The sequence below is a fragment of the Sagittula sp. P11 genome (genome assembly GCF_002814095.1).
Taxonomy (GTDB): domain Bacteria; phylum Pseudomonadota; class Alphaproteobacteria; order Rhodobacterales; family Rhodobacteraceae; genus Sagittula.
In genome coordinates, this window is record NZ_CP021915.1 from 238,068 (window position 1) to 262,797 (window position 24,730).

At 64.3% G+C, this 24,730-nt stretch carries 25 protein-coding genes and 1 pseudogene; 14 read left to right on the plus strand and 12 right to left on the minus strand.

Going from position 1 to position 24,730, the window contains the following annotated elements; all coding sequences use genetic code 11:
* Positions 1 to 24: 24 nt before the first annotated feature.
* From CDO87_RS24790 to CDO87_RS24800, 3 genes are all read right to left on the minus strand, one after another.
* The gene (locus CDO87_RS24790; RefSeq protein ID WP_027264295.1) at positions 25 to 576 is read right to left on the minus strand and encodes a TetR/AcrR family transcriptional regulator; all 552 of its coding nucleotides are present in this window, start codon (positions 574 to 576) and stop codon (positions 25 to 27) included.
* Between the two features lie 67 nt (positions 577 to 643).
* A complete protein-coding gene (locus CDO87_RS24795) occupies positions 644 to 1,252 on the minus strand; it encodes a TetR/AcrR family transcriptional regulator (protein ID WP_036051549.1) in 609 nt (202 codons plus the stop codon).
* Positions 1,253 to 1,489: 237 nt separating this feature from the next.
* The gene (locus tag CDO87_RS24800; protein ID WP_027264294.1) at positions 1,490 to 1,843 is read right to left on the minus strand and encodes a helix-turn-helix domain-containing protein; all 354 of its coding nucleotides are present in this window, start codon (positions 1,841 to 1,843) and stop codon (positions 1,490 to 1,492) included.
* 133 nt (positions 1,844 to 1,976) lie between these two features.
* Here CDO87_RS24800 and CDO87_RS24805 point away from each other — a divergent pair, with 133 nt between their 5' ends.
* The 10 genes from CDO87_RS24805 (at position 1,977) to CDO87_RS24850 (ending at position 10,783) form a co-directional block, all read left to right on the plus strand.
* Positions 1,977 to 2,384 (plus strand): DoxX family protein, encoded by a 408-nt coding sequence (locus tag CDO87_RS24805; RefSeq protein ID WP_036051544.1) that lies wholly within the window; start codon positions 1,977 to 1,979, stop codon positions 2,382 to 2,384.
* A gap of 66 nt (positions 2,385 to 2,450) precedes the next feature.
* A complete protein-coding gene (locus CDO87_RS24810; RefSeq protein ID WP_027264292.1) occupies positions 2,451 to 3,269 on the plus strand; it encodes a class III extradiol ring-cleavage dioxygenase in 819 nt (272 codons plus the stop codon).
* Positions 3,270 to 3,277: 8 nt separating this feature from the next.
* The gene (locus tag CDO87_RS24815; protein WP_036051542.1) at positions 3,278 to 3,775 is read left to right on the plus strand and encodes a luciferase family protein; all 498 of its coding nucleotides are present in this window, start codon (positions 3,278 to 3,280) and stop codon (positions 3,773 to 3,775) included.
* Positions 3,776 to 3,817: 42 nt separating this feature from the next.
* Positions 3,818 to 4,720, plus strand: a complete 903-nt coding sequence (locus CDO87_RS24820; RefSeq protein ID WP_027264291.1) for an SDR family oxidoreductase — start codon at positions 3,818 to 3,820, stop codon at positions 4,718 to 4,720.
* On the plus strand, positions 4,720 to 5,367 hold the full coding sequence (locus CDO87_RS24825; protein WP_051372683.1) for a glutathione S-transferase family protein: 648 nt from the start codon (positions 4,720 to 4,722) through the stop codon (positions 5,365 to 5,367). Before CDO87_RS24820 ends, CDO87_RS24825 begins: the two co-directional genes overlap by 1 nt.
* 291 nt (positions 5,368 to 5,658) lie before the next feature.
* The gene (locus tag CDO87_RS24830) at positions 5,659 to 6,318 is read left to right on the plus strand and encodes a glutathione S-transferase family protein (protein ID WP_081710583.1); all 660 of its coding nucleotides are present in this window, start codon (positions 5,659 to 5,661) and stop codon (positions 6,316 to 6,318) included.
* A 19-nt stretch (positions 6,319 to 6,337) separates the two neighbouring features.
* Positions 6,338 to 6,796, plus strand: coding sequence for a (2Fe-2S)-binding protein (locus CDO87_RS24835; protein WP_027264289.1), 459 nt, complete (start codon positions 6,338 to 6,340; stop codon positions 6,794 to 6,796).
* 2 nt (positions 6,797 to 6,798) lie between these two features.
* On the plus strand, positions 6,799 to 8,982 hold the full coding sequence (locus CDO87_RS24840) for a xanthine dehydrogenase family protein molybdopterin-binding subunit (RefSeq protein ID WP_027264288.1): 2,184 nt from the start codon (positions 6,799 to 6,801) through the stop codon (positions 8,980 to 8,982).
* Positions 8,983 to 9,065: 83 nt separating this feature from the next.
* Positions 9,066 to 9,710 carry a cupin domain-containing protein gene (locus CDO87_RS24845; protein ID WP_027264287.1) on the plus strand — a complete coding sequence of 215 codons (645 nt, stop codon included), beginning with the start codon at positions 9,066 to 9,068 and terminating at the stop codon, positions 9,708 to 9,710.
* Positions 9,707 to 10,783 carry an FAD-dependent oxidoreductase gene (locus CDO87_RS24850; protein ID WP_100931420.1) on the plus strand — a complete coding sequence of 359 codons (1,077 nt, stop codon included), beginning with the start codon at positions 9,707 to 9,709 and terminating at the stop codon, positions 10,781 to 10,783. Before CDO87_RS24845 ends, CDO87_RS24850 begins: the two co-directional genes overlap by 4 nt.
* Before the next feature lie 22 nt (positions 10,784 to 10,805).
* Here CDO87_RS24850 and CDO87_RS24855 read toward each other — a convergent pair whose 3' ends face one another.
* From CDO87_RS24855 to CDO87_RS24865, 3 genes are read right to left on the minus strand one after another with little or no spacing between them, the layout of a single operon-like run.
* The gene (locus CDO87_RS24855) at positions 10,806 to 12,353 is read right to left on the minus strand and encodes a DHA2 family efflux MFS transporter permease subunit (protein WP_027264285.1); all 1,548 of its coding nucleotides are present in this window, start codon (positions 12,351 to 12,353) and stop codon (positions 10,806 to 10,808) included.
* Positions 12,334 to 13,509 carry an HlyD family secretion protein gene (locus CDO87_RS24860; protein WP_245601548.1) on the minus strand — a complete coding sequence of 392 codons (1,176 nt, stop codon included), beginning with the start codon at positions 13,507 to 13,509 and terminating at the stop codon, positions 12,334 to 12,336. Before CDO87_RS24860 ends, CDO87_RS24855 begins: the two co-directional genes overlap by 20 nt.
* Positions 13,493 to 13,930 carry a MarR family winged helix-turn-helix transcriptional regulator gene (locus CDO87_RS24865; protein WP_027264283.1) on the minus strand — a complete coding sequence of 146 codons (438 nt, stop codon included), beginning with the start codon at positions 13,928 to 13,930 and terminating at the stop codon, positions 13,493 to 13,495. Before CDO87_RS24865 ends, CDO87_RS24860 begins: the two co-directional genes overlap by 17 nt.
* A gap of 115 nt (positions 13,931 to 14,045) precedes the next feature.
* Between CDO87_RS24865 and CDO87_RS24870 the strand changes: the two genes are divergently transcribed.
* Complete coding sequence (locus CDO87_RS24870; protein ID WP_027264282.1) at positions 14,046 to 14,504, plus strand: universal stress protein; 459 nt, start codon at positions 14,046 to 14,048, stop codon at positions 14,502 to 14,504.
* Positions 14,505 to 14,548: 44 nt separating this feature from the next.
* Here CDO87_RS24870 and CDO87_RS24875 read toward each other — a convergent pair whose 3' ends face one another.
* From CDO87_RS24875 to CDO87_RS24890, 4 genes are all read right to left on the minus strand, one after another.
* Positions 14,549 to 15,616 carry a patatin-like phospholipase family protein gene (locus CDO87_RS24875; protein WP_157815109.1) on the minus strand — a complete coding sequence of 356 codons (1,068 nt, stop codon included), beginning with the start codon at positions 15,614 to 15,616 and terminating at the stop codon, positions 14,549 to 14,551.
* A gap of 125 nt (positions 15,617 to 15,741) precedes the next feature.
* Entirely contained in the window at positions 15,742 to 16,854 is a 1,113-nt protein-coding gene (locus CDO87_RS24880; RefSeq protein ID WP_027264281.1) for an ABC transporter permease, read from the minus strand.
* A gap of 3 nt (positions 16,855 to 16,857) precedes the next feature.
* Positions 16,858 to 19,590 (minus strand): ribosome-associated ATPase/putative transporter RbbA, encoded by a 2,733-nt coding sequence (rbbA, locus tag CDO87_RS24885; RefSeq protein WP_027264280.1) that lies wholly within the window; start codon positions 19,588 to 19,590, stop codon positions 16,858 to 16,860.
* Positions 19,587 to 20,654 (minus strand): HlyD family secretion protein, encoded by a 1,068-nt coding sequence (locus CDO87_RS24890; protein WP_027264279.1) that lies wholly within the window; start codon positions 20,652 to 20,654, stop codon positions 19,587 to 19,589. Before CDO87_RS24890 ends, rbbA begins: the two co-directional genes overlap by 4 nt.
* Before the next feature lie 180 nt (positions 20,655 to 20,834).
* Between CDO87_RS24890 and CDO87_RS27635 the strand changes: the two genes are divergently transcribed.
* Complete coding sequence (locus tag CDO87_RS27635; protein ID WP_367889537.1) at positions 20,835 to 21,263, plus strand: TetR/AcrR family transcriptional regulator; 429 nt, start codon at positions 20,835 to 20,837, stop codon at positions 21,261 to 21,263.
* Positions 21,264 to 21,452: 189 nt separating this feature from the next.
* Here the strand turns inward: CDO87_RS27635 and CDO87_RS24900 are convergent, their stop codons facing one another.
* Complete coding sequence (locus CDO87_RS24900) at positions 21,453 to 21,605, minus strand: type II toxin-antitoxin system RelE/ParE family toxin (protein ID WP_154665592.1); 153 nt, start codon at positions 21,603 to 21,605, stop codon at positions 21,453 to 21,455.
* 107 nt (positions 21,606 to 21,712) lie between these two features.
* Between CDO87_RS24900 and CDO87_RS24905 the strand changes: the two genes are divergently transcribed.
* On the plus strand, positions 21,713 to 22,978 hold the full coding sequence (locus CDO87_RS24905; protein ID WP_027264277.1) for an IS256 family transposase: 1,266 nt from the start codon (positions 21,713 to 21,715) through the stop codon (positions 22,976 to 22,978).
* A gap of 172 nt (positions 22,979 to 23,150) precedes the next feature.
* Here the strand turns inward: CDO87_RS24905 and CDO87_RS24915 are convergent, their stop codons facing one another.
* A complete protein-coding gene (locus CDO87_RS24915; protein WP_027264276.1) occupies positions 23,151 to 23,396 on the minus strand; it encodes a type II toxin-antitoxin system ParD family antitoxin in 246 nt (81 codons plus the stop codon).
* Positions 23,397 to 23,517: 121 nt separating this feature from the next.
* On the opposite strand from CDO87_RS24915, the pseudogene CDO87_RS24920 reads away from it, so the two are divergent.
* Positions 23,518 to 24,391: pseudogene (locus tag CDO87_RS24920) on the plus strand (recombinase family protein).
* The last annotated feature ends 339 nt before the right edge of the window (positions 24,392 to 24,730 follow it).

Below are 24,730 nucleotides of genomic sequence, written 5' to 3' on the forward strand. Positions count from 1 at the left end.
GCACCTCCTAGGAAGTATCTGGTTCTATTCAAGCTCATTTATCATGTCCCACAATCTGTCGATGGCGGCGTCTTGCTGATCGGCATCACCATCCGCGAGGCGAAGGAGCCTCTGGAAACGAAGACCCTGGATCGCCAAAAAGAGAACCATCGCCGCAGTGTCGTCCTGCGCGTCCGAACGGATGCGCTCGACATCACGGGACAGCTCTCTTCTCAGCGGGTCCAGAAGATTCGGATCCGACGCCGAAACCGCGAGAATAGCCATCGAAAGGTCATCATCGGTGCTTCTGGCTTGCAGAACTGTCTCGAGATGACCGCGCAGGGTGCGGGAACTGTGCCCTTCCGGGACCGACGCCAGACGTTCGCGGTGCTCCGCGAGCATTTCGTCGAGCAGCCCGGCCAGAAGCGCTTTCTTGGTGGGGAAGTTGTACAACACCCCACCCTTGCTGAGGCCGGATTCCCGAGCGACGGCGTCGATCGTGATCTTTCCCGCGCCTTCTCGCAGCGCAATCGCCCGCGCAGCGCCGAGAATCTTTGGCGAGGCGTTCTTCGGTTGCTTTTCCACTTGTGCAGTCACCCTGTACCGTCCGGTCGGTTAAGTCATTGGGCGAACTAATGCGCTGCCCCGTATTTGGCAAGCGAGCTCAATCTGAAAATTTGTCTCTGTGGCCGCTACCGTAAAGTCGCAGGAATGCAGCGACCGCTTCGCGCGCATGTTTCTCGCGGTGGACTGGTCGTTTCACTGCGAGAAGGCGCGGCATAAGTAGCCCCGAAACGCAAAGGTGTATGAAGTGATCGGACGCGCGCCGGGCGTCATCGACATCGAGCGCGCCTTCGCGCGTAAGGCGCTCCAGAACCCGCCCGACGAGTTCGCGGGCCGGTTTCGGGCCTGCGCGAAAATACACCTCACCCACTTCGGGAAGCGCCTCGGAGGCGCCGATGCACGTTCGCAGGAGACGGATGTAGGTGTCGTCCAAGATGAGGTCGACCATGCGCAGGGCGAGTTCTTCCAACCGGGCGCGCGGCTCCAAAGACGCGGTCAAGGGCCGGAGGATTTCGTCCGCAAGCCGACCGCACTCGGATTCAACCACGCTCAGGAACAGTTGCTCCTTGGTCGGGTAATACGAATACATGGTTGCCTTCGACACTTTTCCCTCGGCGGCAATCGCATCGACCGTGGCTCCTTCATAACCGCATCGGAAGAAGACCTCGCGCGCACCAACCATGACGTCGGCCAACTTTCTCTCGCGCATCTCGTTCTCTCTATCCCAGGCAGGACTAGGCGGTTACAAGCTTTACTGTACCGTCTAGTGAGTATAGTAGATAGAAGTTGATTTAGCAGCAAAGCGTAAAGCTGTGCGGATCTACCCCACCAAGCGCCGCTTGGCGGCTTTTTCTAGCGCCGTTTTCAATTCGTCATGAGCTTCGGGTCTGATTCTGCCTGAGTTGTTCTCGGGCGCGGGATTATCCCGCGAACAGGAGGGGTACCGTCATTCTGCCGCGCTTGCGGTCCCGACAAAGGCACCCTCGGCCTCCCAGCGGCGTGCGATCGAGCCAAGCTTGTCCAGCACGCCGCGCAGTTCCGCGCCGCGCTCAGTCAGTCCGTATGTGACAGCGGGTGGGATGGTCATGGCCTGCTCGCGCCAAACAACGCCAGCATGTTCCAGCATTCTCAGCCTCTCGGTCAGAACGCGAGTGGAAATTCCGGGCACCAAACGCTTGAGCGCGCCGAAACGCTGCGGTCCCTGCTCGGACAGAACCCAGAGTATATAGATCGTCCAAGGGCCTGTAATGACACGCAGAAGCGCCTCCATCGGGCATAAGGGGGGCTGGACGCTCTTCATCGTGGATTATCCTCGCGGTTAAAGTAATCTAGTTACTTTTAAGTGCCTACTTTCACGAACAATGCAAGACACCTAAAGGTACTTAGAGCGGAAACTGCGGCTGAACAAGCCCTTGCAAACAGGGAGTGCGGTGATGAGTGACAACGTGGCAAAGTATGTCTACTGGATCGCGACCGGCCTTGTGGCGCTGGTCTATCTGGGTGCGGCGACTTTCTACATCTCATCCCACGATATGGTCGCGGGCATGTATCGCGAGGTGTTGGGCTATCCCACATACATCATCTGGCCGCTCGCGATTTTGAAGATTGTCGGCGCGGTGGTGATTCTCTGGCGCCCTTCGGCGATGCTGGCGGACTGGGCTTACGCGGCGATGTTCTGGCATCTGGTGTTGGCGTTCGGGGCGCATGTCGGCGCGGGCGATCCAGGCTGGCCACCGGCTCTTGCGACCTGGGTGCTCCTGATCGCCTCGTGGATGACAGCCAATCGCGTGCGTGCGGTAAAGTCGGCATATGCGCCGACGTTTCCGACAGAGACGAATTAATCCGATGCGGAGTTGCCACGGCGCTGGCCATCCACCCTCGGGCTTGGGGTTCAAAAGGACGACAGAATGACCGAAAGGCAGCCGACAGTGTTTGTTCCCCATGGAGGCGGCCCTTGCTTCTTCATGGACTGGAACCCGCCTGACACCTGGGACAGGCACCGCAGATTCCTTGAGGCTTTGCCTGCGAGCCTGCCGGCAAAGCCCAAGGCGCTTCTCGTGATCTCAGGCCATTGGGAGGAACGGGTGTTTACCGTGCAGACCAACTCCGCGCCGCCGCTGCTGTTCGACTATCAGGGGTTTCCCCCCCATACTTATCAGCTGACCTGGCCCGCGCCAGGCGATCCTACGCTGGCGGCCCGTGCAAGCGAGCTATTGAAGAACGGCGCGGGTTTTGAAACCCGGGCCGACGCTACGCGTGGCTTCGATCATGGGGTGTTTGTTCCGCTAAAGGTGGCTTTGCCTGAGGCCGACATACCTACCGTCCAACTGAGCCTGCGCGACGATCTCGACGCTGAGGCGCATCTTGCTGCTGGTCGCGCGTTGGCGCCCTTGCGAGACGAAGGTGTTCTGATCATCGGGTCCGGCAACACCTATCACAACATGGGCAAGATGATGCGGGCGATGAGGGGCGGACCCGATGGCCCGGTGAACGGCGGCGACTTTGACCGATGGCTCACGGGTGCGGTGACCCATGAAGACCCCGGGGCGCGCCGCGCCATGCTGGCTGCTTGGGATCGGGCACCCGGCGCACGCGACGCCAATCCGCGCGAGGAACATCTAATTCCATTGCACGTCGTGGCCGGCGCCGCGCTTGCGGATCGGGGGGAAAAGACCCTCGAGGATCACGTATTGGGCGCGGTCGAAAGCGCGTTCAGATTTGGATAGGACCAGATATGTGCTTCGAACTTCCCTTGCGGCAGGGTCCGCGCCCCGAAACCACCGAGTGCGCCCCGCATGAGCAAGTGTCGCAGAACTCCTCGGCCGAGATTCACGCATTGTTCAAGCAGAAGGCCTTCGCCCTGCCCTTCGTCGAGCGTTGCCGATCGGGTATTTCGGTCCCCGGCGCCGAAGCATTAGTCCTGCCGCGGCCGCATGCCTGCGGCCCGCGCGAAGCCTTCATGATCGGACGCGAATTTGCGCATGTGCATCCCGCCTATGACGGGTCGTCGCACATGATGCTGCCGCTGGCGGCGGTTGAGGAACTCATCGCGAAGGGATGGGGCGAACAGCACCCGATGGCCTCGGCCGGATACATCCCGGCCAATGCGATCATGGCCTTTGCTCCACGCGATGAGGCAGAGGTCGATGTGATGATCAAAATCCTGACCACAAGCTGGGGTTTCGCGCGCGGCAAGCTGGCGAATCCCGCCCCCACCCAAATCCACGATTGATCGCAAGCGCGCTTGCAGAAACATCAAGATAAGAGAGATACCATGTCCAACATCCAGAACGGCCCCTTCATCGTGACCGGCGCGTCCGGACAACTTGGCCGGCAGGTGGTCGACCTGCTGGTTCAGGCAGGTGCCGGGCCGGTCATCGCGATCTCGCGCACTCCCGACAAGCTTGCCGATCTGGCGGGAAAAAGAGTCGAGGCGCGCGAGGGCGATTTCAACGACCCGGCTTCTCTTGAAGCAGCCTTCGCGGGCGGCAAGCGTCTCCTCATCATCTCCACCGACGATCTGGAGCCGGGCAAGCGGCTCGCAGCTCATTCCAATGCGATTGCTGCGGCCAAGATGGTAGGTATCGACCACATCGTCTATACCTCCTTCGCAGGCCCGGTCGCGGAAAGTCCGATCGGATTCGCTCAAGACCACGAAGGGACCGAGAAGCTGATCACGGAAAGTGGGGCGGATCATACGATCCTACGCAACAATATGTACACCGACTTTCTGTTGATGGGCGGCCAGCAGAGCGTCGCCATGGGCACGCATTTCTCTGCCGCAGCAGATGGCAAGACCGGATATGTGACACGCGCGGATTGCGCCCGTGCCGCAGCCGCGGCGCTAATGAAAGCTACGGGAAGGGAGACCCTCGATATCACCGGGCCGGAGACGGTCAGCCAGGCCGAGGTCGCGGCGATCTTGTCCGAAATTGCGGGTAAGGAAATCCCCTATGTCGCCCTGCCCGCCGAGGATCTGGTGCAGGCGATGATCGCAAATGGACTGCCGGAGTTCATGGCGAGGGTCTTTGCCTCCTTCGACGAAGCAATCGCGCAGGGCTATCTCGATGTGGCCAGCGGCGATCTCGAATCGCTCACCGGCAAGCCCGGACAGTCGGTGGCCGATTTCCTGGCCGCTAACCGCGCGGCGCTTCTTCAGGCGCCGCAGGAACAATAATGCTGGAAAATGTCATGAGGCTTTACAACGCGAACTTCTCACCGAATGCGCTGCGTGTACGGGCGGTGGCGCACGAACTGGGCGTGGAACTCGAAATCGTCGAGGTCGACATCCGTGCCGGGGACAACCGCGCGGCGGAATTTCTTGCCCGCAATTCAAATGCAAAGGTGCCTGTTTTGGAGGACGGGAATTTCGTGCTCTGGGAGTCCCGGGCGATCTGTGCCTATCTGGCCGGGATCCGGCCCGAGGCAGGGCTCTATCCTGATGGCCTCAAGACGCGGGCCCTCGTCGATCAGTGGGCCTGGTGGCAAGCCATCCACCTTGGCCCGGCGATGCAGAAGTTGTCCTTTGAGCTGTTCCTCAAAGAGAAATTCGGCATGGGCGATCCTGATCCTACTGTGGTCGAAGCGGAACGGAAAGCCACCGATCAGTTCCTTGCCGTTCTGGAAACCGGACTCGACGATAAGGATTGGATTGCAGGCGCACTCAGCCTTGCCGACTTCTATCTGGCGACGACATTCATGTATCGCGACCAAGCGGGGATTTCGCTGGACGAATTCCCCAGAATCGCGGGCTGGATCGGCCGGCTTGAAGCGCGTGACAGCTGGCAGAAGGCCGTAGCACCGCTTCTTGCGCTCTTCGCCTGACATCGCGCTCGCCGCGATGATTGAACGATCATCCCGATTTCGGACCAACCCTCTTCGGCATCCCAATAGTTTGCGATTTTTTACATCGCGTCCAACACCGACCCTCTGCCAGCTTTGGCCAGAGCGATCCGGCGGTCGTCGAAACTCCTTTGCGGTCAATGATGGCAGAACAGCATGTCCGGCAAAGCGAGGACTAACACCGGCTGACACGGGAAAAACGAGACTATTGAAGCGACCCGCCCCGCCCCAGCAACCGTTACCGAATGGCCGAGATGCAGCGTTGCCACGACCATGCGACGGCTGGTCGGGCTGGCTCCGGAGGAGACGGCACGGCCAGCGGTACGTCGCAGGGAGAGGCAGCGTTTCAGCTCGGGGAGGGCGGCTGCATGCAAGGGCATCGCATACGACCAGGTTCCGGTGAACGTGCTGGCCGGCGAGACGCGCCAGCCCGAGCACCTCGCCCGCCATCCCTTCGGCAAGGTGCCGGTGCTCGACATCGACGGGATGCGCCTGCGCGAGACCGAGGCGATCGCCCGTTATCTCGAGGCGCGCAACCCCGATCAGGCGATGTGGCCGGCCGATCCCAAGCGCCGCGCCAAGGCCGACGAGACGGCCGCGCTGATCGGCAACTACGGCTATGGCGCGATCATTGGCTTTGTCGCCTACCACCTGTTCCCTGATCTGGTCGGCGGCAAGAACGAAGATGCGCGGCGGCAGAACCTTGACGCCGCGGTGCGCCTTGCCGGGCTTGTGATCGAGAACCGGGGCGGTTCGCTCTGGCTCGCGGGGGATGCTCCGGGCTATGCTGATTATCTGCTTGGCCCGCTGGTCGCCTATGCCACGATGACAGAGGATGGCGGCGCGCTGATGGCGGTGCCGGGCATGTCCGACTGGTGGACGCAGCTGGCCGCCGATGCGGCCTTCACGGCCACCGCCCCGAACCTGGGCTGAACCGACCAAGGAGGTTATGATGATCACGCTGACGATCAACGGCGCGCGGCGCGAGGTATCTGCCGCGCCGGACACGCCGCTTCTGTGGGTGCTGCGCGACGAACTGGGCCTGACTGGCACCAAGTTCGGCTGCGGCGTGGCGTCCTGCGGCGCCTGCACGGTGCATCTGGACGGGGTGCCGGCGCGGTCCTGCCAGAGCGCGGTGGGCGATCTGGAGGGGGTGGAGATCACCACCATCGAGGGCGCGTCCGATGCCGCCGCAAAGGCGGTCCGCGCCGCCTGGGTCGAGATCGAGGTGCCGCAATGCGGCTATTGCCAGTCCGGGCAGATCCTGTCGGCCGCGGCGCTTCTGGCCGGGACGCCGAAGCCGACCGACGCCGACATCGACGCGGCGATGGAGGGCAACCTCTGCCGCTGCGCCACCTATGCGCGGATCCGCAAGGCGGTCCACCGCGCCGCTGAGATCATGGAGGGCTGACCATGCTGGACCGGATCATCGCGGGGGCCGTTCCCGCCGTTCGCGCCGCGCCGCTGTCGCGCCGTGGCTTCCTGAAACTTTCCGCCGGTGCCGCGGGCGGGCTGATGCTGGGCGCGGCGCTGCCCGTAGGGCGGGCGGCCGCCGAGGGGGCCGCCGAAGGGCTAGCCACGCCCTTCGTCCATATCCGCCCCGACAACAGGGTGGTGGTGATCGTCAAGCACCTCGACAAGGGCCAGGGCACGGCGACCGGGCTTGCCACGCTGGTGGCCGAGGAACTTGATGCCGATGCCGCGCAGGTCACGACCGAATTCGCCCCCGCCAATACCGCGCTTTATGCCAACACGTTGATGGGGGTGCAGGGCACCGGCGGCTCGACTGCCATGGCCAATTCCTGGCAGCAGTATCGCGAGGCGGGCGCCACCGCGCGGGCCATGCTGGTGGCCGCCGCGGCCGAGACCTGGGGCGTGGATCCTGCCGTCGTCACCGTGGCGGGCGGCCGGGTCAGCGCCGGGAACAACAGCGCCACCTTCGGCGACCTGGCCGAGGCCGCGGCGCGTCAGACGGTGCCCGGCGAGGTGACGCTTAAATCGCCCGATCAGTGGGTCTATATCGGCAAGTCTTTCCCCCGCGTCGATGTGACGCGCAAGACGGAAGGCAGCACGGGCATGTTCGGCATGGATGCGCGGATCGAGGGCATGGTCCATGCCGTCAGCCTGCGCAGCCCGCGCTTCGGCGGCACGCTTGCCACGCTCGACGACAGCGCCGCCCGCGCCATGCCCGGCGTGATCGACGTGATCCGCCTGCCCGACCGCGCCACCGTCATCGCCGAAACCACCTGGGCTGCGATCCGGGCGCGCGACGCGCTGGTGGCCGAGTGGGATTTCAGCGCGGCCGAGAACCGTGGCACCGAGGAGCTGCGCGCCGAATACGCGGCGCTTCTCGACCGCGAGGGCACGCAGTTCCACGCGGCCGAGCCCACGGGCCGAGAAGCCGCGCAGGTGATCGAGGCGGATTATTTCTTCCCCTATCTCGCCCATGCGCCGATGGAGCCGATCGACGTGACGGTCCGCTTAGACGGCACGGCAGCCACCTTCTGGACCGGCTCGCAGATCCAGACCCTCGATCAGAACATTGGCGCGCAGGTCCTGGGCATCGCCCCCGAGGCGGTGACGATCAACACGCTCTGGGGCGGGGGGTCGTTCGGGCGGCGGGCGATCTATGACAGCCACTACGTCGCCGAGGCGGCGATGGTGGCGAAGGCCTGGCTCGACGCGCATGGCGAGGCGCGCCCGATCAAGCTGGTGTGGACGCGCGAGGACGACATCCGCGGCGGCTACTACCGCCCGATGCACATGCACCGGGTCCGCGCCGGACTGGACGCCGAAGGCAACATAGCCTTCTGGCAGCACCGGGTAGTGGGTCAGGGCATAATGCTGGGAACGGCCTTCGAGCCTTTCGCAGTGAAGGACGGGGTGGACAGTTCCTCGGTCGAGGGGCTGGGCGAAAGCTCGCCCTATGCGATCCCGGGCTGGACGGCGGACGTGCATCATCCGCGCGTCGGCGTGCCGGTGCTGTGGTGGCGCTCGGTTGGCCATACCCACACCGCCTATGTCGTCGAGACGATGATGGACGAGCTGGCACAGGCGGCCGGTGCCGACCCGGTGGAATTCCGCCTGCGCTACCTTGCCGATCCCCGCGCGCGCGGCGTTCTGGAAATGGCCGCCGACAAGGCCGGCGCCCTGCCCGAGGGGCTGACGCGCGGCATCGCGGTGCACAAGAGTTTCGGCTCCTATGTGGCCGAGGTGGCCGACGTGAGGATGCGCGAGGACGGCAAGGTCAAGGTCGTGCGCGTGACCTGCGCGGTCGATTGCGGCGTACCGATCAACCCCTCGAACATCCGCGCCCAGATCGAAGGCGGTCTGGGCTACGGCCTGTCGGCGATCCTTCGCGAGGAGATCACCCTGACCGAGGGCGAAGTGGACCAGTCGAACTTCTACGACTACACGCCCCTGCGCATCACCGACATGCCCGAGGTCGAGGTGCATATCCTGCCTTCTACCCAGGCCCCCACCGGTATCGGAGAGCCCGGCACCCCGCCGATCGGCCCCGCCGTTGCCAATGCCGTGCGCCGGGCGACCGGGCAGGCGGTGCGCGAGCTGCCCTTTTCGCGGCACGGCCTGGCCTGACCCCGGTCGTAGGGCCGCAACGCCACGGGCGCACCCGGACCGGGTGCGCCCTTCCTTCTCATGCCAAAACACGGATGCAGATCATGCAGCTCAACACCAATTTCACGCGCCCGACGGTTGTCCACGGCAGCCGGCTCGATTGGGTGCCTAGCCCGGCCGCGGGGGTCGAGCGCAAGATGCTTTATCGCGACGGTGCCGAGGTCGCCCGCGCCACCTCGATCGTACGCTATGCCCCCGGCAGCGCCTTTCCCGAACATGTCCATACCGGCGGCGAGGAAATCCTGGTGCTGGTCGGCACCTTCCAGGACGAGCACGGCGACTATCCCGCCGGGAGCTATTTCCGCAACCCACCGGGCACTCGCCACAGCCCCGCCGCTGCCGAAGGCTGCGAGATCTTCGTGCGGCTCTGGCAGTTCCGCGCTGGCGATACTGCGCAGATCGCGTTGCCGCCCGGACAGGCTGAGGGTGTCCTCTTCGACGACGGGTTCGAACGGGTCGGCATCGAGACCTGGGACGGCACGATCCGGCGCGACAACCCGCGCGGGCTGGAAATGATGGTGCTGTCGGGCAGCCTGCGCGTCGGGGGCGAGGAACTGACCGCACAGAGCTGGCTGCGCCTGCCTGCCGGGCTTGCCCTGGTGGCCGAGGCCGAGGGCGCGGGGGTCTGGCTCAAGGATGCGCCGCTACAACACGCCGATGTGCTGCCCCTGCCGGGTGCGGCGGCATGACCGAAGGCCGCATCGCTGTCGTTGGGGCCGGGCTCGCTGGGCTGAACGCGGCCCGGCTGCTGTGGCGGGCCGGCGCGGATGTCCGGCTCTACGAAGCGCGGCCGCGCCTTGGCGGGCGTATCCTGACCGTCGGGGCGGATGGCGCACCCGGTGCCGGCTTCGATTTGGGCCCGTCCTGGTTCTGGCCCGACATGCAGCCCGAGATCGCCGCGCTGGTGGCGGAACTCGGCTTGGCCTGCCAGAGGCAGGATGAGGCTGGGCAGATGCTTTTCGAGCGCCATCCGCAGGAGCCACCTTTGCGCGTGCCCCATCCCGGTAGCGTCGCGTCCTGGCGGATCGCGGGCGGGACGGGGGCGCTTACGCAGGCGCTGGCCGCCGTGATCCCGCGCGACCGCATCCGCCTCGGCGCGCCGGTCCGGCGGCTGACGCGGGCCGAGGATGCGGTCGTCCTTACCCTGCCCGAGGGCGAGGTGCGGGCCGATCACGTCATCCTGGCACTGCCACCCCGGCTGATCGCGCAGGGCCTGACGCTCGATCCGGCACCCTCTCCGGGCGCGCTCGATCTGTGGCGCCGGACGCCGACCTGGATGGCTCCCCATGCCAAGTTCCTCGCCGTCTATCCGAGGCGCTTCTGGCGCGAGGCCGGCCTTTCGGGAGGGGCGCAAAGCCTGGTCGGCCCAATGACCGAGATCCACGACGCCACGAGCAGCGCGGGCGAGGCGGCGCTGTTCGGCTTCGTCGGGCTTTCCGCTGCCGGGCGTCAGCAGATCGGCGAGGCGGCGGTGATCGCGGCCTGCACCGCGCAGCTTGTGCGCCTGTTCGGATCGGCGGCCGCCGAGCCGCGGTCGGTGCGGCTGAAGGACTGGGCGGCGGACGTCCTGACCGCGACCCCGGGCGACCTGACTGACCCTGGCCATCCGGCGCCACAGGTCTTCGCCCTGCCTGCGCCCTGGTCGGATCGTCTGACCCTTGCCGGCAGCGAGACCGCGCCCCGCAATCCAGGCTACCTGAACGGCGCGGTAATCGCCGCGCATGCGGCGGCGGGCCGGGCCGCGGCGCTGTGCTCGGTCTGACCTCGGCCGGTCCGGCGGGCGCTCAGGTTCTGGCCCGCCACATGAACCAGGTCGGTACGAGCGCCAGAACGAAGATCGCGAACACTACCATGAAGCCGTCCTGAAACGCAGCGTTTGATGATTGGATCACCACGGTCTGCCCCAGAAATGAGGCTGCGGCCGGTAGGAGCTGCGTGTCTGGCAGCCCTGACGAATGCATCAGGCCGGCGACTTCGCGCAGAAGTTCCATCGTGGTGGTATTGTCGCTGGTTTGCGTGGCTGCAAAGGCATCGGCGTGCATGACTGTGCGCCGCTCAATGAACACAGTGAGCAAGTTGACCCCGAAGGCGCCGCCGAGCTGGCGGATGAAGTTCGATGCCCCAGAGCCCTGCCCCAGGAGATGCCGGGGCAATACTTTCAAAGCTCCTGAGGAAATTGCCGGGAACACCAGCCCTAGACCCACCCGGGAAATCACGGTCCACCAGGCAAGTGTCCAGAATGTCGTGTTGATATTCGCATCCGCCATCAGCCACGAGGACCAAGCGAAGATCGCCATGCCGATGCCGATCAGGATTGCGGCTGGAACCCTGTCGGACAGGCGCCCTGCGATCGGGAAAACGATAAGCATCACGAAGCCCGACGGCATCAGCAGAAGACCCGCTTGCGTCGGCGTCATGCCCTGGATCTGCTGGACAAAGACGGGCAAGAGATAGGTCGAGCCAAAAAGCCCTGCCCCCATGATGAAGGACACCACCGAGGCTGAAACGAAGGCAAAATTGGCAAAGAGCCGCATGTCGAGCATGGGTTTGTCGGTGTGAAGCTCCCATAGAATGAATCCTGCGGCCGAGGCTGCGGACACCATAAAGCCTACAAGTGTCATGTTCGAATCCCATCCCAGACGCTGAGCATTCGACAATGTGCTGAGGATGACTGCGAGAAAGACCGCAAGGATCGCGACGCCCGGGAAGTCGAAAGCGGGAAGCGGCCCGGTCTGCTCTCGACCTGGCAGAAAAAGGTTTGACAGCAGGATGGCGACCCCGGCGAAGGGAAGGCCCAGATAGAAGACGAAGCGCCAGTCGAAGGCGTCCATCAATACGCCGCCGATCCAGGGCCCGAGAGCGGGGGCGAGCACCACACCCACCCCGTAGATACCCATCGCCGCACCACGTTTGTCAGGGGGGAAGACCTTGAACAACATGATCATCGCCAGCGGCTGGACAATGCCTGCTGCGGCACCCTGGACGACGCGCGCCAACGTCAGCATGGTTTCATTCGGAGCAAGACCGCCGACGACCGAGCCGGCCAGAAAGACGCCCATCGCGGCATTCATGGTCAACCGCATGCCGAAGGCGCGGTCCGCCCAGTCGGCCAGCAGCATCGTGGCGGTCATGGCGGCAAGGAACCCCGTCGAAATCCATTGCGCCTGCACCGCGCTGATCCCGAAGGCGCCCATCACCGCCGGGATGGCGACGTTCACGATCGTGGTCGAGAGAACCACCGAGATGGTTGCCACCATGATAGTGCCGGTGGCGTACCACTTGTAGGCCGGACCATACCGCTCGAAAAAGCGATCAACCTGCGACATCGACATAGATCTCAACCATCATGCCCGGTCGCAGTTCCACACCATCGGCATCGATCGAGACGCGGATCGGCAGGCGCTGGGTGACCTTGGTGAAGTTGCCCGACGGGTTCGGGCTGGGCAGCAAGGCAAGCTGGCTGGTCGCCGCGCCGCCCATGCCGATCACCTCGCCCTCGAAGGTCCGACCGGGGAAGGCGTCGACAGTGATGCTGGCTCTGGACCCCACACGCAACCTGGAAAACTCGGTTTCCTTGACGTTGGCATCGATCCAGACATTCTCGGGCGCGTGATACATCACCAGTCTTGTTCCGGGGGTTACATACTCGCCGACATCAACGAAGGTCGCGTCAACAATACCGTCGAAGCTGGCGTCAATCGTACGGTGCGCGAGATCGATTTCCTTCAGCCGACGTTCCGCCTCGATCGCGACGCGCCCTGCCCTGACAGAATCGATCTGAGAGTCCAGTACAGCGATTTGGGCTGCGTCTGCTTCGACGATTGCAAGATCTGCCCGTGCGGCTTCTGTTGCGGCATAGGCTGCGCGCTCCTGTTGTGTCGCTGTGGCGAGGGCCGCGTTCACCTCATCAAGCGATTGTTGCGACGAAACATTCTGCTCGGCCAGTTTAACCACACGGTCGTGGCGGGTTTGCGTATTCTGCAGCACGGCAAGCGCGGCTTCATGGTTGGCTTCGGCAGCCGCGATGCCGGCATTGGCTGCTTCTCGCCGCGCAGCAAGCTGCTCGGTCAGCATGCCCTTGCGGTTTTCGAGTTCAGAAAGCTGGGCATCTGTCGCCGCCAGCTTTGCGATGACGGCATCGAGTTGCGGCTGCGACGATTCCTGGTCGATCGACGCTAGAACAGTTCCCGCAGCGACCGAATCCCCGACAAGCACCGGAAGTTCGGTCACGCGGCCAGCGACTTCGCTCGACACGGTCACGACGCTCGCTGCGATGCGGGCATCGTTGATATGGACCTGAGTGAACCGTGCTATGATCCACGGGGTTCCCAGCCAGGCCACGACCCCAAGGACTGCCGCCACGACCAACAGCCGGGTCCATTTAACCCGGCTGCGCCGCGCAGCCGGTTTTGGCAAATCCGGCACGGAGGTCTCGCCTGTCTCCTTTGCTTCGGGTGCTGCCGGTTTGATCTCATCCATTTTCGTCATTACCCATCTTCTCCAGCCGGGATGCAATCTGCGCCAGGACGCGGGTCGCGGTGCGAAGATCGTCCGCAGGAATGTCCTCAAGAACTTCCAAGCGACTATTTGCGGCGATCGACTTCATCCTCTCAAGAATCCTCATCGCTGCTTCAGTCAGGACCAGTTTCTTGGCGCGTCGGTCCTCGGCACTTGGGTGGCGCTCGACAAACCCCATTCTTTCAAGACCGTCCAGCAAGCGCACCAGGGTCGGCCCCTCGATGCCAAGGACGCGCGCCAGTTCGATCTGGGTCGCATCCTCGTGCCGGGACAGTTCTAAAATCACGCCCCAGCGTGCTTGTGAAAGACCCAGATGACGAAACTGTACGTCGAGCCTGCGCTTCCACTGGCGCGACACAATTGCCAGAGCGCGTGTGAAGGTCTCCGCCATGTCTGGTGCAGCAGTCATCAGCTCTTGCTTCTGGTTGTCTTGCAAAAAGATAGGAAGCTAATTAGTATGCAAGCAACCGTCTTGCAAGACTAAATTCGAGCCCGGAGGCCAAGCCGTGTATTCCAGAATCCTGCTCTGCTATGATGGCTCTCGCGAAGGGCGATTGGCGCTACGCGAGGGCGCGCGCCTTGCGCAGATCACGGGCGCTGCCGTGACTCTTCTGGCGGTGGTCGAGACAGCCTCGGGCAATGTCTACGCGATCGGGGCCGATACCGTTGCCCTGGGCCAGCAGAAGGCCGATCTGGACGCAATCCTGGAGGAGGGCCGCCAGCGGCTGACGGGGATGGGGCTTTCGCCGCAGGTCCGGATCGAGTTCGGCGATCCCGTCGCAACCATCACCAGGGTATCCGTTGAGACCGAGGCGGATCTTGTCGTTGTCGGACACCACCGGCACGGTTTCTGGACGCGCTGGTTGAGCCGCTCGATCGCGGCCGAACTAAGTGACAGTCTAGGGTGCAGCCTGCTTCTGGCGCAGAAGGTTGTCGAGGATTCGGAACTTTTTGGGAAGGCGTGAAAAGGATGGTGCCGCCGCTACGGCTTGTGCGTCATCTGGCGGTCCTAACCCGCGCTCACGATCGCTTCACCCCCTTCCAGAGGTGGCAGAGCCGCTGACCACGCCGACCCAGCGCGTGCCCGCCGGAAACCTTCGGCATAGAGGGCGCGCATATAGGCGGTATTGAACTCGAGGGTGTCGACATCGTCGGGCGCGACCATGTCAATAGAGGTGACATGGAAGCCGATTCCGGCAGCGTGTGCAAAGTCATGGGTCGCGTTGACCTGGCGCAGCATTTGGTACTTCAGCAACGTCGAAACCGAGCGGGCGGTGATCGCGCTCGGTCGCACCGCCACGACGTTGAATTCCGGTTCGAGATTGACATTCATCAGCATGTGGATGTCGGTCAGCGCCGCCCCGACCGCGCGCTGTCCCTGGAACGAGAACAGCACAGTCTCGGGCAATGTGAAGACGTTCGACACGACGGCACCGTCTCCGTGCAGTTCCTCGAAGGTGCGGCCGTCAGCGGTCTGCCCGCGAATACGGATCGGCGGAAATGCACCCGGGATCGCGGCCGAGGCCATCAGGACGTCCTCAAACAAGGACAGAGCGCCCGGATCGCCGCTGCCCGCAATCGCACCCATGTTCCAGATCACCCCGAGCTGGGCGTCCAGATCGGTCGTGAATACGAAGAGGCGTCGGCCTCGGGCATGTTCTTGCGCGACTCCACGCAGCAGCGAGGGTGAGACGAAAAATTCGACCAGTTGGCGCAGCGGCTGGGGATCGACAAGCGCACCCCGCGTAAGCAACCCCAGCAGCGAGGGCTTGCCGCCGATGCCCTCGGCAACGCCGCCGGTATAGAGATTGCGCAGCGTAACATCATGTTCGGGGCCCAGAAACGCGAGCGGTGCGATCAGCGCCCCGGTGCTGACGCCGCTTATGACCGAGAAGGTCGGTCGCGTTCCGGAAGCGGTCCAGCCCGCCAGGACACCCGCGCCAAAGGCACCGTTTGCGCCACCCCCGGAAATGGCCAGGTAATGCGACCGTCCGTTCTCGCGAAACCTCGGGCCCAGGTCCGGTGGATAGTCCTCTATCGCCGCGTCCGTGCGGATGCGATAGGGTGCACCCAGCAACGGTGTCGCGGCCCTGTCATCCGGGCGGTATGGGATGCGCGGTTCTACACCGCAGGCGCTTACCGCCGCAGCTCCCATCAGTGCGAGCGTCGCCCGCCTTGTCGGTATGCCCTGCCGCCTTTCGGTCACCTCAGGAGCCCGTGGAACCGACGCAGTGCAATGGAAAACATAGCGGTGCCGATCAGCGCCAGTGCCAGAAGTTGCGGCCAGACCACCGAAAGCCCCGCGCCGCGGAACAGGACCGACTGCGAAAGGGCGATAAAATGCGTGTTGGGCGCCGCGAGCATTGCGTACTGCACCGCCTCGGGCATGGATTCGCGCGGGGTCATGCCGCCCGACAGGATTTCCAGCGGCAAGAGGACTAGCAACAGCAGCATGGCAAATTGCGGCATCGAGCCGGAGATCGTGGCCAGCAGGATACCCAGAGAGGTGGTGGCGAAAAGATGCAGCGCCACCCCGACAAGAAACAGGGTGACCGAGCCGGCTATCGGCACCTCCAGCACCCCCTGGACCATGAAGTTCAGCGACAGCCCGGTTGCCACAAGCACCACCGCGCCCATGCTGAGAACCTTGCTTGTCATGATCTCGGCCGGCGTGACAGGCATCACCAGCAGGTGTTCGACCGTGCCGTGTTCGCGTTCGCGGATCAGGGCTGCGCCCGACAGGATGATCGAAAGCATGGTGACGGCACTGATCACCGCTGTAAGGGCGCCGAACCAGCCGGGGTCCAGCGCCGGGTTGAACCGCGCCCGCACAGCCAGATCGACCGGAGGCGCAGCCGCAGCGGCATCGCGGGCGGCCCAACCGGTAATTTCCTGATCGACGATCGCCTGGATATAGCCGGCGCCGGTGAAGGCCTGGCTGACCCGTGTGGCATCGACGTTCAGTTGCAGCTCCGGCCGGTCGCCCGCCAGCAGGTCGCGCTGGAAATCGGGGGGGATCACCAGCGAGAACGTGTCGATCCCGGCATCCATCCGCGCATCCATCTCGGCCAGGCCAATCTGCGCCGGCGGCACGAAATAGGGTGCGAGGAAGGCATCTGCCATGCGGCGCGTGAGCGGCGAGGCATCCTCGTCCACGATGCCGATGGTGGCGCGGTTCAGCGTCTCGGGCATGGCGGTGGCGTGGGTGTATATGTCTAGCGTGAACGCGTAGACCACCAAAACCATGAGAAGCGGGTCGTGCAACAGGCCGCGCAATTCTTTCACGGCAAGATGTATCACATGTCTTGGTCGCAACCCCTATTTCTCCTGCTTGCGAACGAACACCGCGCCGAGCGCCACCACCACCGGCACCAGGGCAAGCATCGGCAAGAAGGATCCCCCTAGATCGCCTAAGCCGAGCGCCTTGGCGAAGGTGCCGCGTGAAATCGTGACGAAATGGCTGGTCGGGAAGACCTCGCCAATCACCCGGCCCATGCCTTCCAGCGACGACACCGGGTCGATAATGCCGCCATATTGCGTCGCCGGGATAAGCGTCGCGAGCGCAGTGAAGAACAGCGCCGCCACCTGGCTGCGGGTGAAGGCGGAAATCAGCAGCCCGAGCCCGGTCGCCAGCACGACATAGACCAGCGCACCGGCAGACAGCGCCAGAAGGCTGCCCTTGACCGGTACGCCGAAGACCAGGACTGCCAGCGCCAGCAGCAGCAGGTAGTTGACGAAGCCGAGGGCGACATAGGGCACCTGCTTGCCCAGCAGGAACTCGAGCCGCCGGGCAGGCGTGACATAGAGGTTGACGATGGAGCCCGTCTCCTTCTCGCGCGAGACGGACAGCACGGCCAGCATGGCCGGGATCAGCATGAGCAGAAGCGGAATGACCGCGGGGACCATGGCGGCAAGGCTTTCCACATCGGGATTGTAGCGAAAGCGCACCTCCAGCGCATAGTCGCCAGCCACGGCGTCCTCTCCGTAGGCTTGGCGGAGCTGGTCCGTTAGCCAATGCACATGCATCCCCTGGACGTAGCCGCGCACCGTCTCGGCTCGCATCGGCATCGCGCCGTCGAACCAAGCGCCGATCTCGACCGGGCGGTCCCGGGCGAGGTCGGCGGCAAAGCCGGGCGGGATCTCAAGTGCAAGGCTGATTTCGCCCGCGCGCATTCGCGCGTCGAGATCGTCGTAGCCCGTCAGAGGGGGCGCTTCGTGGAAATAGCGCGATCCGGCAAGGTCGTTGACATAGGACTGGCTGAGAATAGTCTGATCGAGGTCGAGCACCGCGAATTTCAGGTTCTGAACATCCATGGAGATGCCGTAACCCAGCACGATCATGAGGATCACGCTGCCGACACTGGCCAGCGTTAGGCGGATTGGATCCCGGCGCAGCTCCAGCGCCTCGCGCCAGGAAAAGCCGAACAGTCGGGCCAGGCTGAAGCGCCCGGGCGGTCGGGTCTCTCGGCCGTTCGGCTGTGCAACAATGGTCGCGGGTGGATGGGCTGCGCCGTCATCCGCAGCCCGACGAAGATGGTGGACAAAGGCATCGTCCAGCGTTGCCGCACCGACCTCCTGCCGGATTGTTTCGGGCGCGCCCGAGACCAGCACACGGCCGGCGTGCATGAACGAGACGCGATCACAGCGCGCGGCTTCCGACATGTAGTGCGTGGACAGGAAGATCGTCACGCCGTCCTTGCGCGACAGGTCAGCCAGCGCTTGCCAGAACTGGTCGCGCGCCACCGGATCGACGCCCGAAGTTGGCTCGTCGAGGATCAGGATCTCGGGCTGATGGATCAGCGCAACCGCCAACGACAGCCGCTGCCGGACCCCTAGCGGAAGAGCTGCGGGCAGGCTGTCCAGCACGTCCTCTAGATCGAAGCGCCGCGCCAGTTCGGCGATGCGCGGGGCGATCTCGGCCGGGGCCATGTCGAACAGCCGCCCGTGCAGGTCGAGGTTCTGCCGCACCGTCAGTTCGGAATAGAGCGAGAAGCTCTGCGTCATGTAGCCGATGCGCTTGCGCGTTTCCATGTCGCGGGCATCGATCTTGCGGCCATAGAGGCGCGTGCTGCCCTCGGACAGTTCCAGAAGCCCGGTCAGGACCTTCATCGTCGTGGTCTTGCCGCAGCCGTTCGACCCGAGGAAGCCGAAGATCTCGCCCGGCTGAATGCGGAAGCTGACGTTGTCAACTGCGGTGAAGTCGCCGAAGCGGACGGTCAGATTCTCGGCCTCGATCACAGGGCCGTTCACAGCTTCGCGCTTGCGCGGCGGGATGACCAGTTCATGATGGCGGGCGCGCCGTTCCTCGGGCAGAAGCGCGATGAAGGCCGCGTCGAGATCCTCCGAGCCGGTCTGGGCCAGCAGGTCGGCGGGACTGCCGGTGGCCAACACCCGCCCTTCGTCCATCGCCACGAGGTGATCGAAGTTCGCAGCTTCCTCCATGTAGGCGCTGGCCACGATCAGGCTCATGCCGGGGCTACCAGCACGGATGCGGCCGATCAGCGCCCAGAACTCCCGCCGCGACAGCGGATCGACGCCTGTGGTCGGCTCGTCGAGGATCAGCAGGTCGGGTTCGTGGATCAGCGCGCAGCACAGGCCCAGTTTCTGCTTCATGCCGCCCGACAGCTTGGCCGCCGGGCGGTTGGCGAAGGCGTCGAGATCGGTCGCTTGAAGCAGGTCGGCGATCCGGCGGTCCCGTTCCGCCCGGCCTTCGCCGAAAAGGCGCCCGAAGAACTCCACGTTCTCGCGCACCGAAAGCGTCGGGTAGAGGTTCCGCCCCAGACCCTGTGGCATGTAGGCGATACGTGGGCAGATGCGCGCCCGGTGGCGGGCGCGCGCCATGTCGCCCTCCAAGACCTCAAGCCGCCCTTCCTGAAGCTTGCGGGCCCCAGAAATCAGCGCAAGCAGGCTGGACTTCCCCGCCCCGTCCGGGCCGATCAGCCCGACGACGCAGCCTGCCGGAAGATCAAGCGTCACCCGATCAAGTGCTGTGACCCGGCCGTAGCGAAGCGACAAGCCGTCGGCCCGCACGACGGGGGCGGTCGGCGTCATTCGAGGACGCGCCCGTCGGCCTCAGCAGGCCAGGGGGCAGCGGGGTCGAGCCGGACCCAGGTGACCCCGGGCAGGCCGGTCTTGGTGTAGTCGGCATATTTCGCCAGCAGTTCCGGCGCGATGCGGGCGCGGACGCGGAACATCAGCTTATCGCGCTCGACCTCGGTCTCGACGGTGCGGGGCGTGAACTGCGCCACGTCCGAGACGAAGTACACCTCGGCCGGCACGACGATGCCCGGGGCCGCGTCCATGATGAGCCGCACTTCGGTGCCCAGCCCGATCCGGCCGACAGCCGCGGTCGGCAGGAAGAAGGTCATGTAGACCTCGCCCAGATCGACCATGTTGACGATCCGGCCGCCCGCGCCGACCACCTCGCCCTCGCGCGCCACGATGAACTGCACGCGGCCGTCGCGCGGTGCCGTCAGGGTGCTGTCCTCGATCTGGACGTCGATCGCCTCGACGGCGGCCGTCGCTGCCGCGACCGCCGCCTCGGCGCCGATCACCGAGGCCTTGGCCGAGGTCACGCCGGCCCGCGCCGCCGCCAGGGCGGCCTCGGCCGAGGCGACAGCCGCCTGGGCCCCGAGCGCGTTCGACCGATCAAGTTCCAGGGCGCGCTCGGACGTGACGTTTCCAGCGGTCAGCGCCTCTGACCGTTCCAACTGGCGTCGGGCCACGACCTCCGCCGACTCTCGCTGAGCCAGAACCGCCTCGGCGGCCCGTACCTCGGCCGCACGCTGTTCGACCAGCAGCCTGGCATTCTCGACCGCGATCTCGGCTCTCTGGCGCTCGGCCTCGGCCTGATGACGCGCAGCCTGCAACTGCCGGACATCCAGTTCAGCCAGCGGATCGCCGGCTGCGACCAATTGTCCCTCACGCACCTGGATGCGCGCAATCCGCCCCGGGCGCGTGGCCGCCACGTCGATCTCCACCGCCTCGATTCGCCCGTTTCCACGAGCAAATCCGTCGGGGGTCGTCCCGGTGCCGTCGCCGCGCCAGAGGAAGAACCCCGCCCCAACAAGGGCCAGCCCCGCGATTAGTACAAGAACGGAATTGAAGCGTGTCATCAGTCCCTCGCCCGACCGGAAACCGGCATTCCAACGAATCTGCCAGGTCGCCTTGACCCCATGTGGAGGCGACGCTGTCTCGCCGCTCACCTATACCGACCGGATGGTACAGTCTTGATGCAGGAATAGAAAAGCGCGCGCCGGAATGCAAGTCTGCGGATCCTTGCCGCGGCGCGTGCGATTGCCGCGCGCGAGGGCGTTGCGCACACCTCCTTCGAGGCGGTCGCCCGCGAAGCGGGGCTGTCGAAGGGAGGTGTCCTCTACAATTTCCCGACGAAGCGCGGCCTCATGGCGGCGCTCTTGAAGGAGATGCTGGCCGAACACGATGCGCTCGAGGCCGGCCTGCCGCAGGATGCGCAGCACCGCACGCTGCGCCGGCATCTGGCATCGCTGAACGGCCTGGACACTGCGGATTCGGACCTGTCGATGTCGATACTGGCGGTCGCTGCGGCGCGCGCTGGACGCCGATCTTGCGCGCATCGAGGCCGAGGCGACGGACGCAAACCTTGGTCGTCTCGCGGTCGTCGGCCTCTGACGGCGGGCGCTTTGGCCGTCGTCCAACGAACTGCGGAACGGGAGAATGACCGGCATGGCATCCGACACGGTTGATGCAGCACGCATGAGTATTGCGCGGGGCGCCATTCGTCGCCCCGTGGCCGTCTGGCTGGCGATCCTGTTCTGCCTGTTCGGTGGGCTCTGGGGGCTTGCCAATGTCGGCCGGCTCGAGGACCCGCCGCTACCAGCGCCGCCGCGACAGGTTCCGCGTCAACCTGACCAAGGCGGCTGGACTGTAACTGGTCAGCCGTCGTTCAGATAGGCCATAAGGTCTTGATGGGTATGCAGGATACGGATGATCTCGACCCCCTGCCCTTCCCGCCGGTAGATCACCAGATGCGACCCGCTGGGATGGATGCGCACCGGCGGCGTGAATTCTTCCCGCTCCCGGGCCATCTCTTTTCAGCGAGCTATGCTGGGAAATGGGTGACGGTGTTTGAGAAGGCGGCGTATCGTGGCGGGTGTCGAAGCCTGCCAGAACTTCCAGAAGGAACGATACGCCTATGACGAAGAATACCGACATCATCGCCCTGCGTCAGCCGGAATCTGTTGACGATCCGCTGACCGAGATTGCCCGGGATGGGGCGCGCCGGATGCTGGCCGCTGCACTTCGGGCAGAGGCTGACGCCTTCGTCGCTCAGCATGCCGAAGAGGTCCTGCCGGATGGCCGGCAGCGTATCGTCCGGCATGGGTATGGGCCGGAGCGAAGCATCCAGACCGGGATCGGCGCGCTTGATGTGCGCCGCCCGAAGGTGCGAGACCGCGCGGCCGGACCTGCTGACGAGAAGGTGCGGTTCAGCTCCGCCATCCTGCCGAAATGGGCGCGGCGGTCGCGCAGCCTCGATGCCCTGCTGCCAGTCCTCTACCTGCGCGGCATTTCCACCGGCGACTTCCGGGAGGCGCTCTCTGCGATCTTGGGGGCGGAGGCGCCAAACCTGTCGCCGGGCGTAATCTCGCGCCTGACCGGGGAATGGCAGCAGGAACATGACCGCTGGCAGCGCCGTGATCTTTCGGCGCGGCGGTATGTCTACATCTGGGCGGACGGCGTCTACCTCCAGGCCCGGATGGAGCCGCAGGCCGAGTGCATGCTGGTCATTCTGGGCGCCACGCCCGAAGGGAAGAAGGAACTGGTCGGCTTCCAGATCGGCGTTCGGGAAAGCGCGCAGAGTTGGCGCGAGTTGCCGGTCGACATCAAGGCCCGCGGCCTTGCCGTCCCGCCGGAGATCGCCGTGGGAGACGGGGCCATGGGGTTCTGGAAGGCGCTCGACGAGGTCTTCCCCGGCACGCGTCATCAGCGCTGTTGGGTCCACAAGATCGCCAACGTGCTGAACAAGTTCCCGAAATCGATGCAGCCGACGGTGAAGGCCGACCTGCGCGAGATATGGCAGGCCGAGACCCGCGCTAAGGCCAAGGCCGCCATGGACATCTTCGCCGAGAAATATGGGATCAAATACGAGAAGGCGGTAAACTGCCTGACAAAAGACCGCGACGCGCTGCTGGCGTTCTATGACTTCCCGGCCGACCATTGGGATCACCTGCGCACGGGCAACCCAATCGAAAGCGTCTTCGCCACCGTCCGGCACAGGACCGTCCGAACCAAGGGGGCGCTGTCGCAAACGACAGCGAAGCTGATGGTGTTCAAGCTCGTTCAGACCGCCGCCAAAACATGGCGCCGCCTGAAGGGCGCGAACCAGTTGCCTTTGGTCATCGAAGGCGTCACATTCACCGACGGTGTCGCCGAGAACGACACCGAAAACCGCGCCGCGTGATCAAGCCGCATCACCCAGATTTCAGCATAGCTCTGGATAAGCTGCAAGCAAGTCAAAGAGCGCGAACAGGCCATCTGCGTAGCGCTCGGCTTGACTCATGTCCCATTCCGCCGCGCCCTGGATCCAAATGTCCGCAAGATCGGCTTCCGCTGCAGGACGGATGGTCCATCTGCTATTTTCCGGCATGCTTCGCGTGCATCCGGGCCTTGAACGCGTTGCAGTCAAACGACTTTGCCGGGCCGCTGGCGATTCCGGCATCAACCGCTGCCTGGATTTCAGCGATTGCATCGTGCCGCATCCTGTCGCGCCGGATCAGGTCACGGACATAATCGCTCGAGTTGGCGTAGCGTCCCGACTTCGCCTGATCCTCGACCCAGGACTTCATCGGATCCGGCAGCGAGATGTTCATGGTGCCCATGGCTGTCTCCTTCGCGGCGAGGATATGGCAAGCTTTGCCATCAAGCAACCGTCTCCCCCTGCCCTGCTCGGCCAATCCGTCGTTTATTAGTGTTATCTAAAATTGCAAATGGCCCGTTTTCATGCCCCTGATAGGCTATGCGCGCGTATCCACAGAGGATCAGACCCCCCTGCCCCAGTCCGAGGCGCTGCAATCGGCGGGATGCGCCGAGATCTTTGAAGAGCACGCCTCAGGCGGCAATCGTGCGCGTCCGGTGCTTGCACGTGTGCTGGAGCGGATCGGCAAGGGCGACACGCTGGTCGTCGTCCGGATCGACCGCCTCGCGCGGTCTTTGTCGCACCTTCTCGAGGTGATTGAGCGTCTGGAGGCCAAGGGCGCCTTCTTCCGCTCCCTGCAGGACCCCATCGACACTGCATCGCCGCAAGGCAAGTTTAGGCTGCAGGTTCTGGACGCCGCGGCCGAGTTCGAACGCGCCCTAATCCGTGAGCGCACGAAGGCCGGGCTTGTCTCTGCGCGCGCCAAAGACCCCGCTGCGCTGCGCAAGGTGCGGCTGGCGCGACAGGACGGCTATATGGAGCGCTTGGACGAGACCGCGCAGGATTGGGTGCCCCACGTGCGCCGCTTGCGCCCCGATATTGCTTGGGAAGACGTGCTGCGGATTATCAATGGCCCCCCTGCCCCCAGATCGCCATTGGACCCAAAGCCGCCTGCTCCGCGCTGTGAAGGCCTATGTCAGAGACGGTTTCCTGCCTGCCGAGGTGCTTCGGCGCGCCGGACGCCGCGAAACCGATGACCGCCTGCCGGCCATCGTGGCGGCCATCAAAGGGTCGGACCCAGATATCACGCTACAAGCGATCTGCGACCGGTTGGAATCCATGCGTGAGCGCACCCCTCGAGGCCGCACCAGCTGGCAACCGTCCTCCGTCAGGATGCTGTTGGAACGGGCGGAGCGGCTTGGCCTAATTTCATCAGAATCGGCTCACCCCCAACCGTAACTAGCAGAGACCCAAACAGCTGAATCTATCGCTCCAGACACCGTCAGAAGGTCAATTGTGCCATTGGTTGCATGGGTTTAGCCAATACCGTCCAAAAAATGCTCATGAGTGGCCTGAAGCACGGTCTTGTGGATTTATTACCATAAAATCAAAAACTTGCGGGTATCTTTATGTGACTTACGTATTGGTGCTGTGGATAACTTTCACACTACATCTAGATTCTTCTTGCCGGACTCACTTGATCGTGGCATTCCCGTTCTGACGGCAAAACGCGTCAGACGCGCTGTACACCGTCAGAATGACCAAGAGCCTCAACAGAGGCCGAGAGTGGGCGGCAGG

Bases quoted from the DNA above. Each gene is read 5' to 3' on its own strand.
- CDO87_RS24795 (WP_036051549.1), bottom strand. From the start codon at position 1,252: ATGCGCGAGAGAAAGTTGGCCGACGTCATGGTTGGTGCGCGCGAGGTC.
- CDO87_RS24800 (WP_027264294.1), bottom strand. From the start codon at position 1,843: ATGAAGAGCGTCCAGCCCCCCTTATGCCCGATGGAGGCGCTTCTGCGT.
- CDO87_RS24805 (WP_036051544.1), top strand. From the start codon at position 1,977: ATGAGTGACAACGTGGCAAAGTATGTCTACTGGATCGCGACCGGCCTT.
- CDO87_RS24810 (WP_027264292.1), top strand. From the start codon at position 2,451: ATGACCGAAAGGCAGCCGACAGTGTTTGTTCCCCATGGAGGCGGCCCT.
- CDO87_RS24815 (WP_036051542.1), top strand. From the start codon at position 3,278: ATGTGCTTCGAACTTCCCTTGCGGCAGGGTCCGCGCCCCGAAACCACC.
- CDO87_RS24820 (WP_027264291.1), top strand. From the start codon at position 3,818: ATGTCCAACATCCAGAACGGCCCCTTCATCGTGACCGGCGCGTCCGGA.
- CDO87_RS24825 (WP_051372683.1), top strand. From the start codon at position 4,720: ATGCTGGAAAATGTCATGAGGCTTTACAACGCGAACTTCTCACCGAAT.
- CDO87_RS24830 (WP_081710583.1), top strand. From the start codon at position 5,659: ATGCGACGGCTGGTCGGGCTGGCTCCGGAGGAGACGGCACGGCCAGCG.
- CDO87_RS24835 (WP_027264289.1), top strand. From the start codon at position 6,338: ATGATCACGCTGACGATCAACGGCGCGCGGCGCGAGGTATCTGCCGCG.
- CDO87_RS24840 (WP_027264288.1), top strand. From the start codon at position 6,799: ATGCTGGACCGGATCATCGCGGGGGCCGTTCCCGCCGTTCGCGCCGCG.
- CDO87_RS24845 (WP_027264287.1), top strand. From the start codon at position 9,066: ATGCAGCTCAACACCAATTTCACGCGCCCGACGGTTGTCCACGGCAGC.
- CDO87_RS24850 (WP_100931420.1), top strand. From the start codon at position 9,707: ATGACCGAAGGCCGCATCGCTGTCGTTGGGGCCGGGCTCGCTGGGCTG.
- CDO87_RS24855 (WP_027264285.1), bottom strand. From the start codon at position 12,353: ATGTCGATGTCGCAGGTTGATCGCTTTTTCGAGCGGTATGGTCCGGCC.
- CDO87_RS24860 (WP_245601548.1), bottom strand. From the start codon at position 13,509: ATGACGAAAATGGATGAGATCAAACCGGCAGCACCCGAAGCAAAGGAG.
- CDO87_RS24865 (WP_027264283.1), bottom strand. From the start codon at position 13,930: ATGGCGGAGACCTTCACACGCGCTCTGGCAATTGTGTCGCGCCAGTGG.
- rbbA (WP_027264280.1), bottom strand. From the start codon at position 19,590: ATGACGCCGACCGCCCCCGTCGTGCGGGCCGACGGCTTGTCGCTTCGC.
- CDO87_RS24890 (WP_027264279.1), bottom strand. From the start codon at position 20,654: ATGACACGCTTCAATTCCGTTCTTGTACTAATCGCGGGGCTGGCCCTT.
- CDO87_RS24900 (WP_154665592.1), bottom strand. From the start codon at position 21,605: ATGGCCCGGGAGCGGGAAGAATTCACGCCGCCGGTGCGCATCCATCCC.
- CDO87_RS24905 (WP_027264277.1), top strand. From the start codon at position 21,713: ATGACGAAGAATACCGACATCATCGCCCTGCGTCAGCCGGAATCTGTT.
- CDO87_RS24915 (WP_027264276.1), bottom strand. From the start codon at position 23,396: ATGGGCACCATGAACATCTCGCTGCCGGATCCGATGAAGTCCTGGGTC.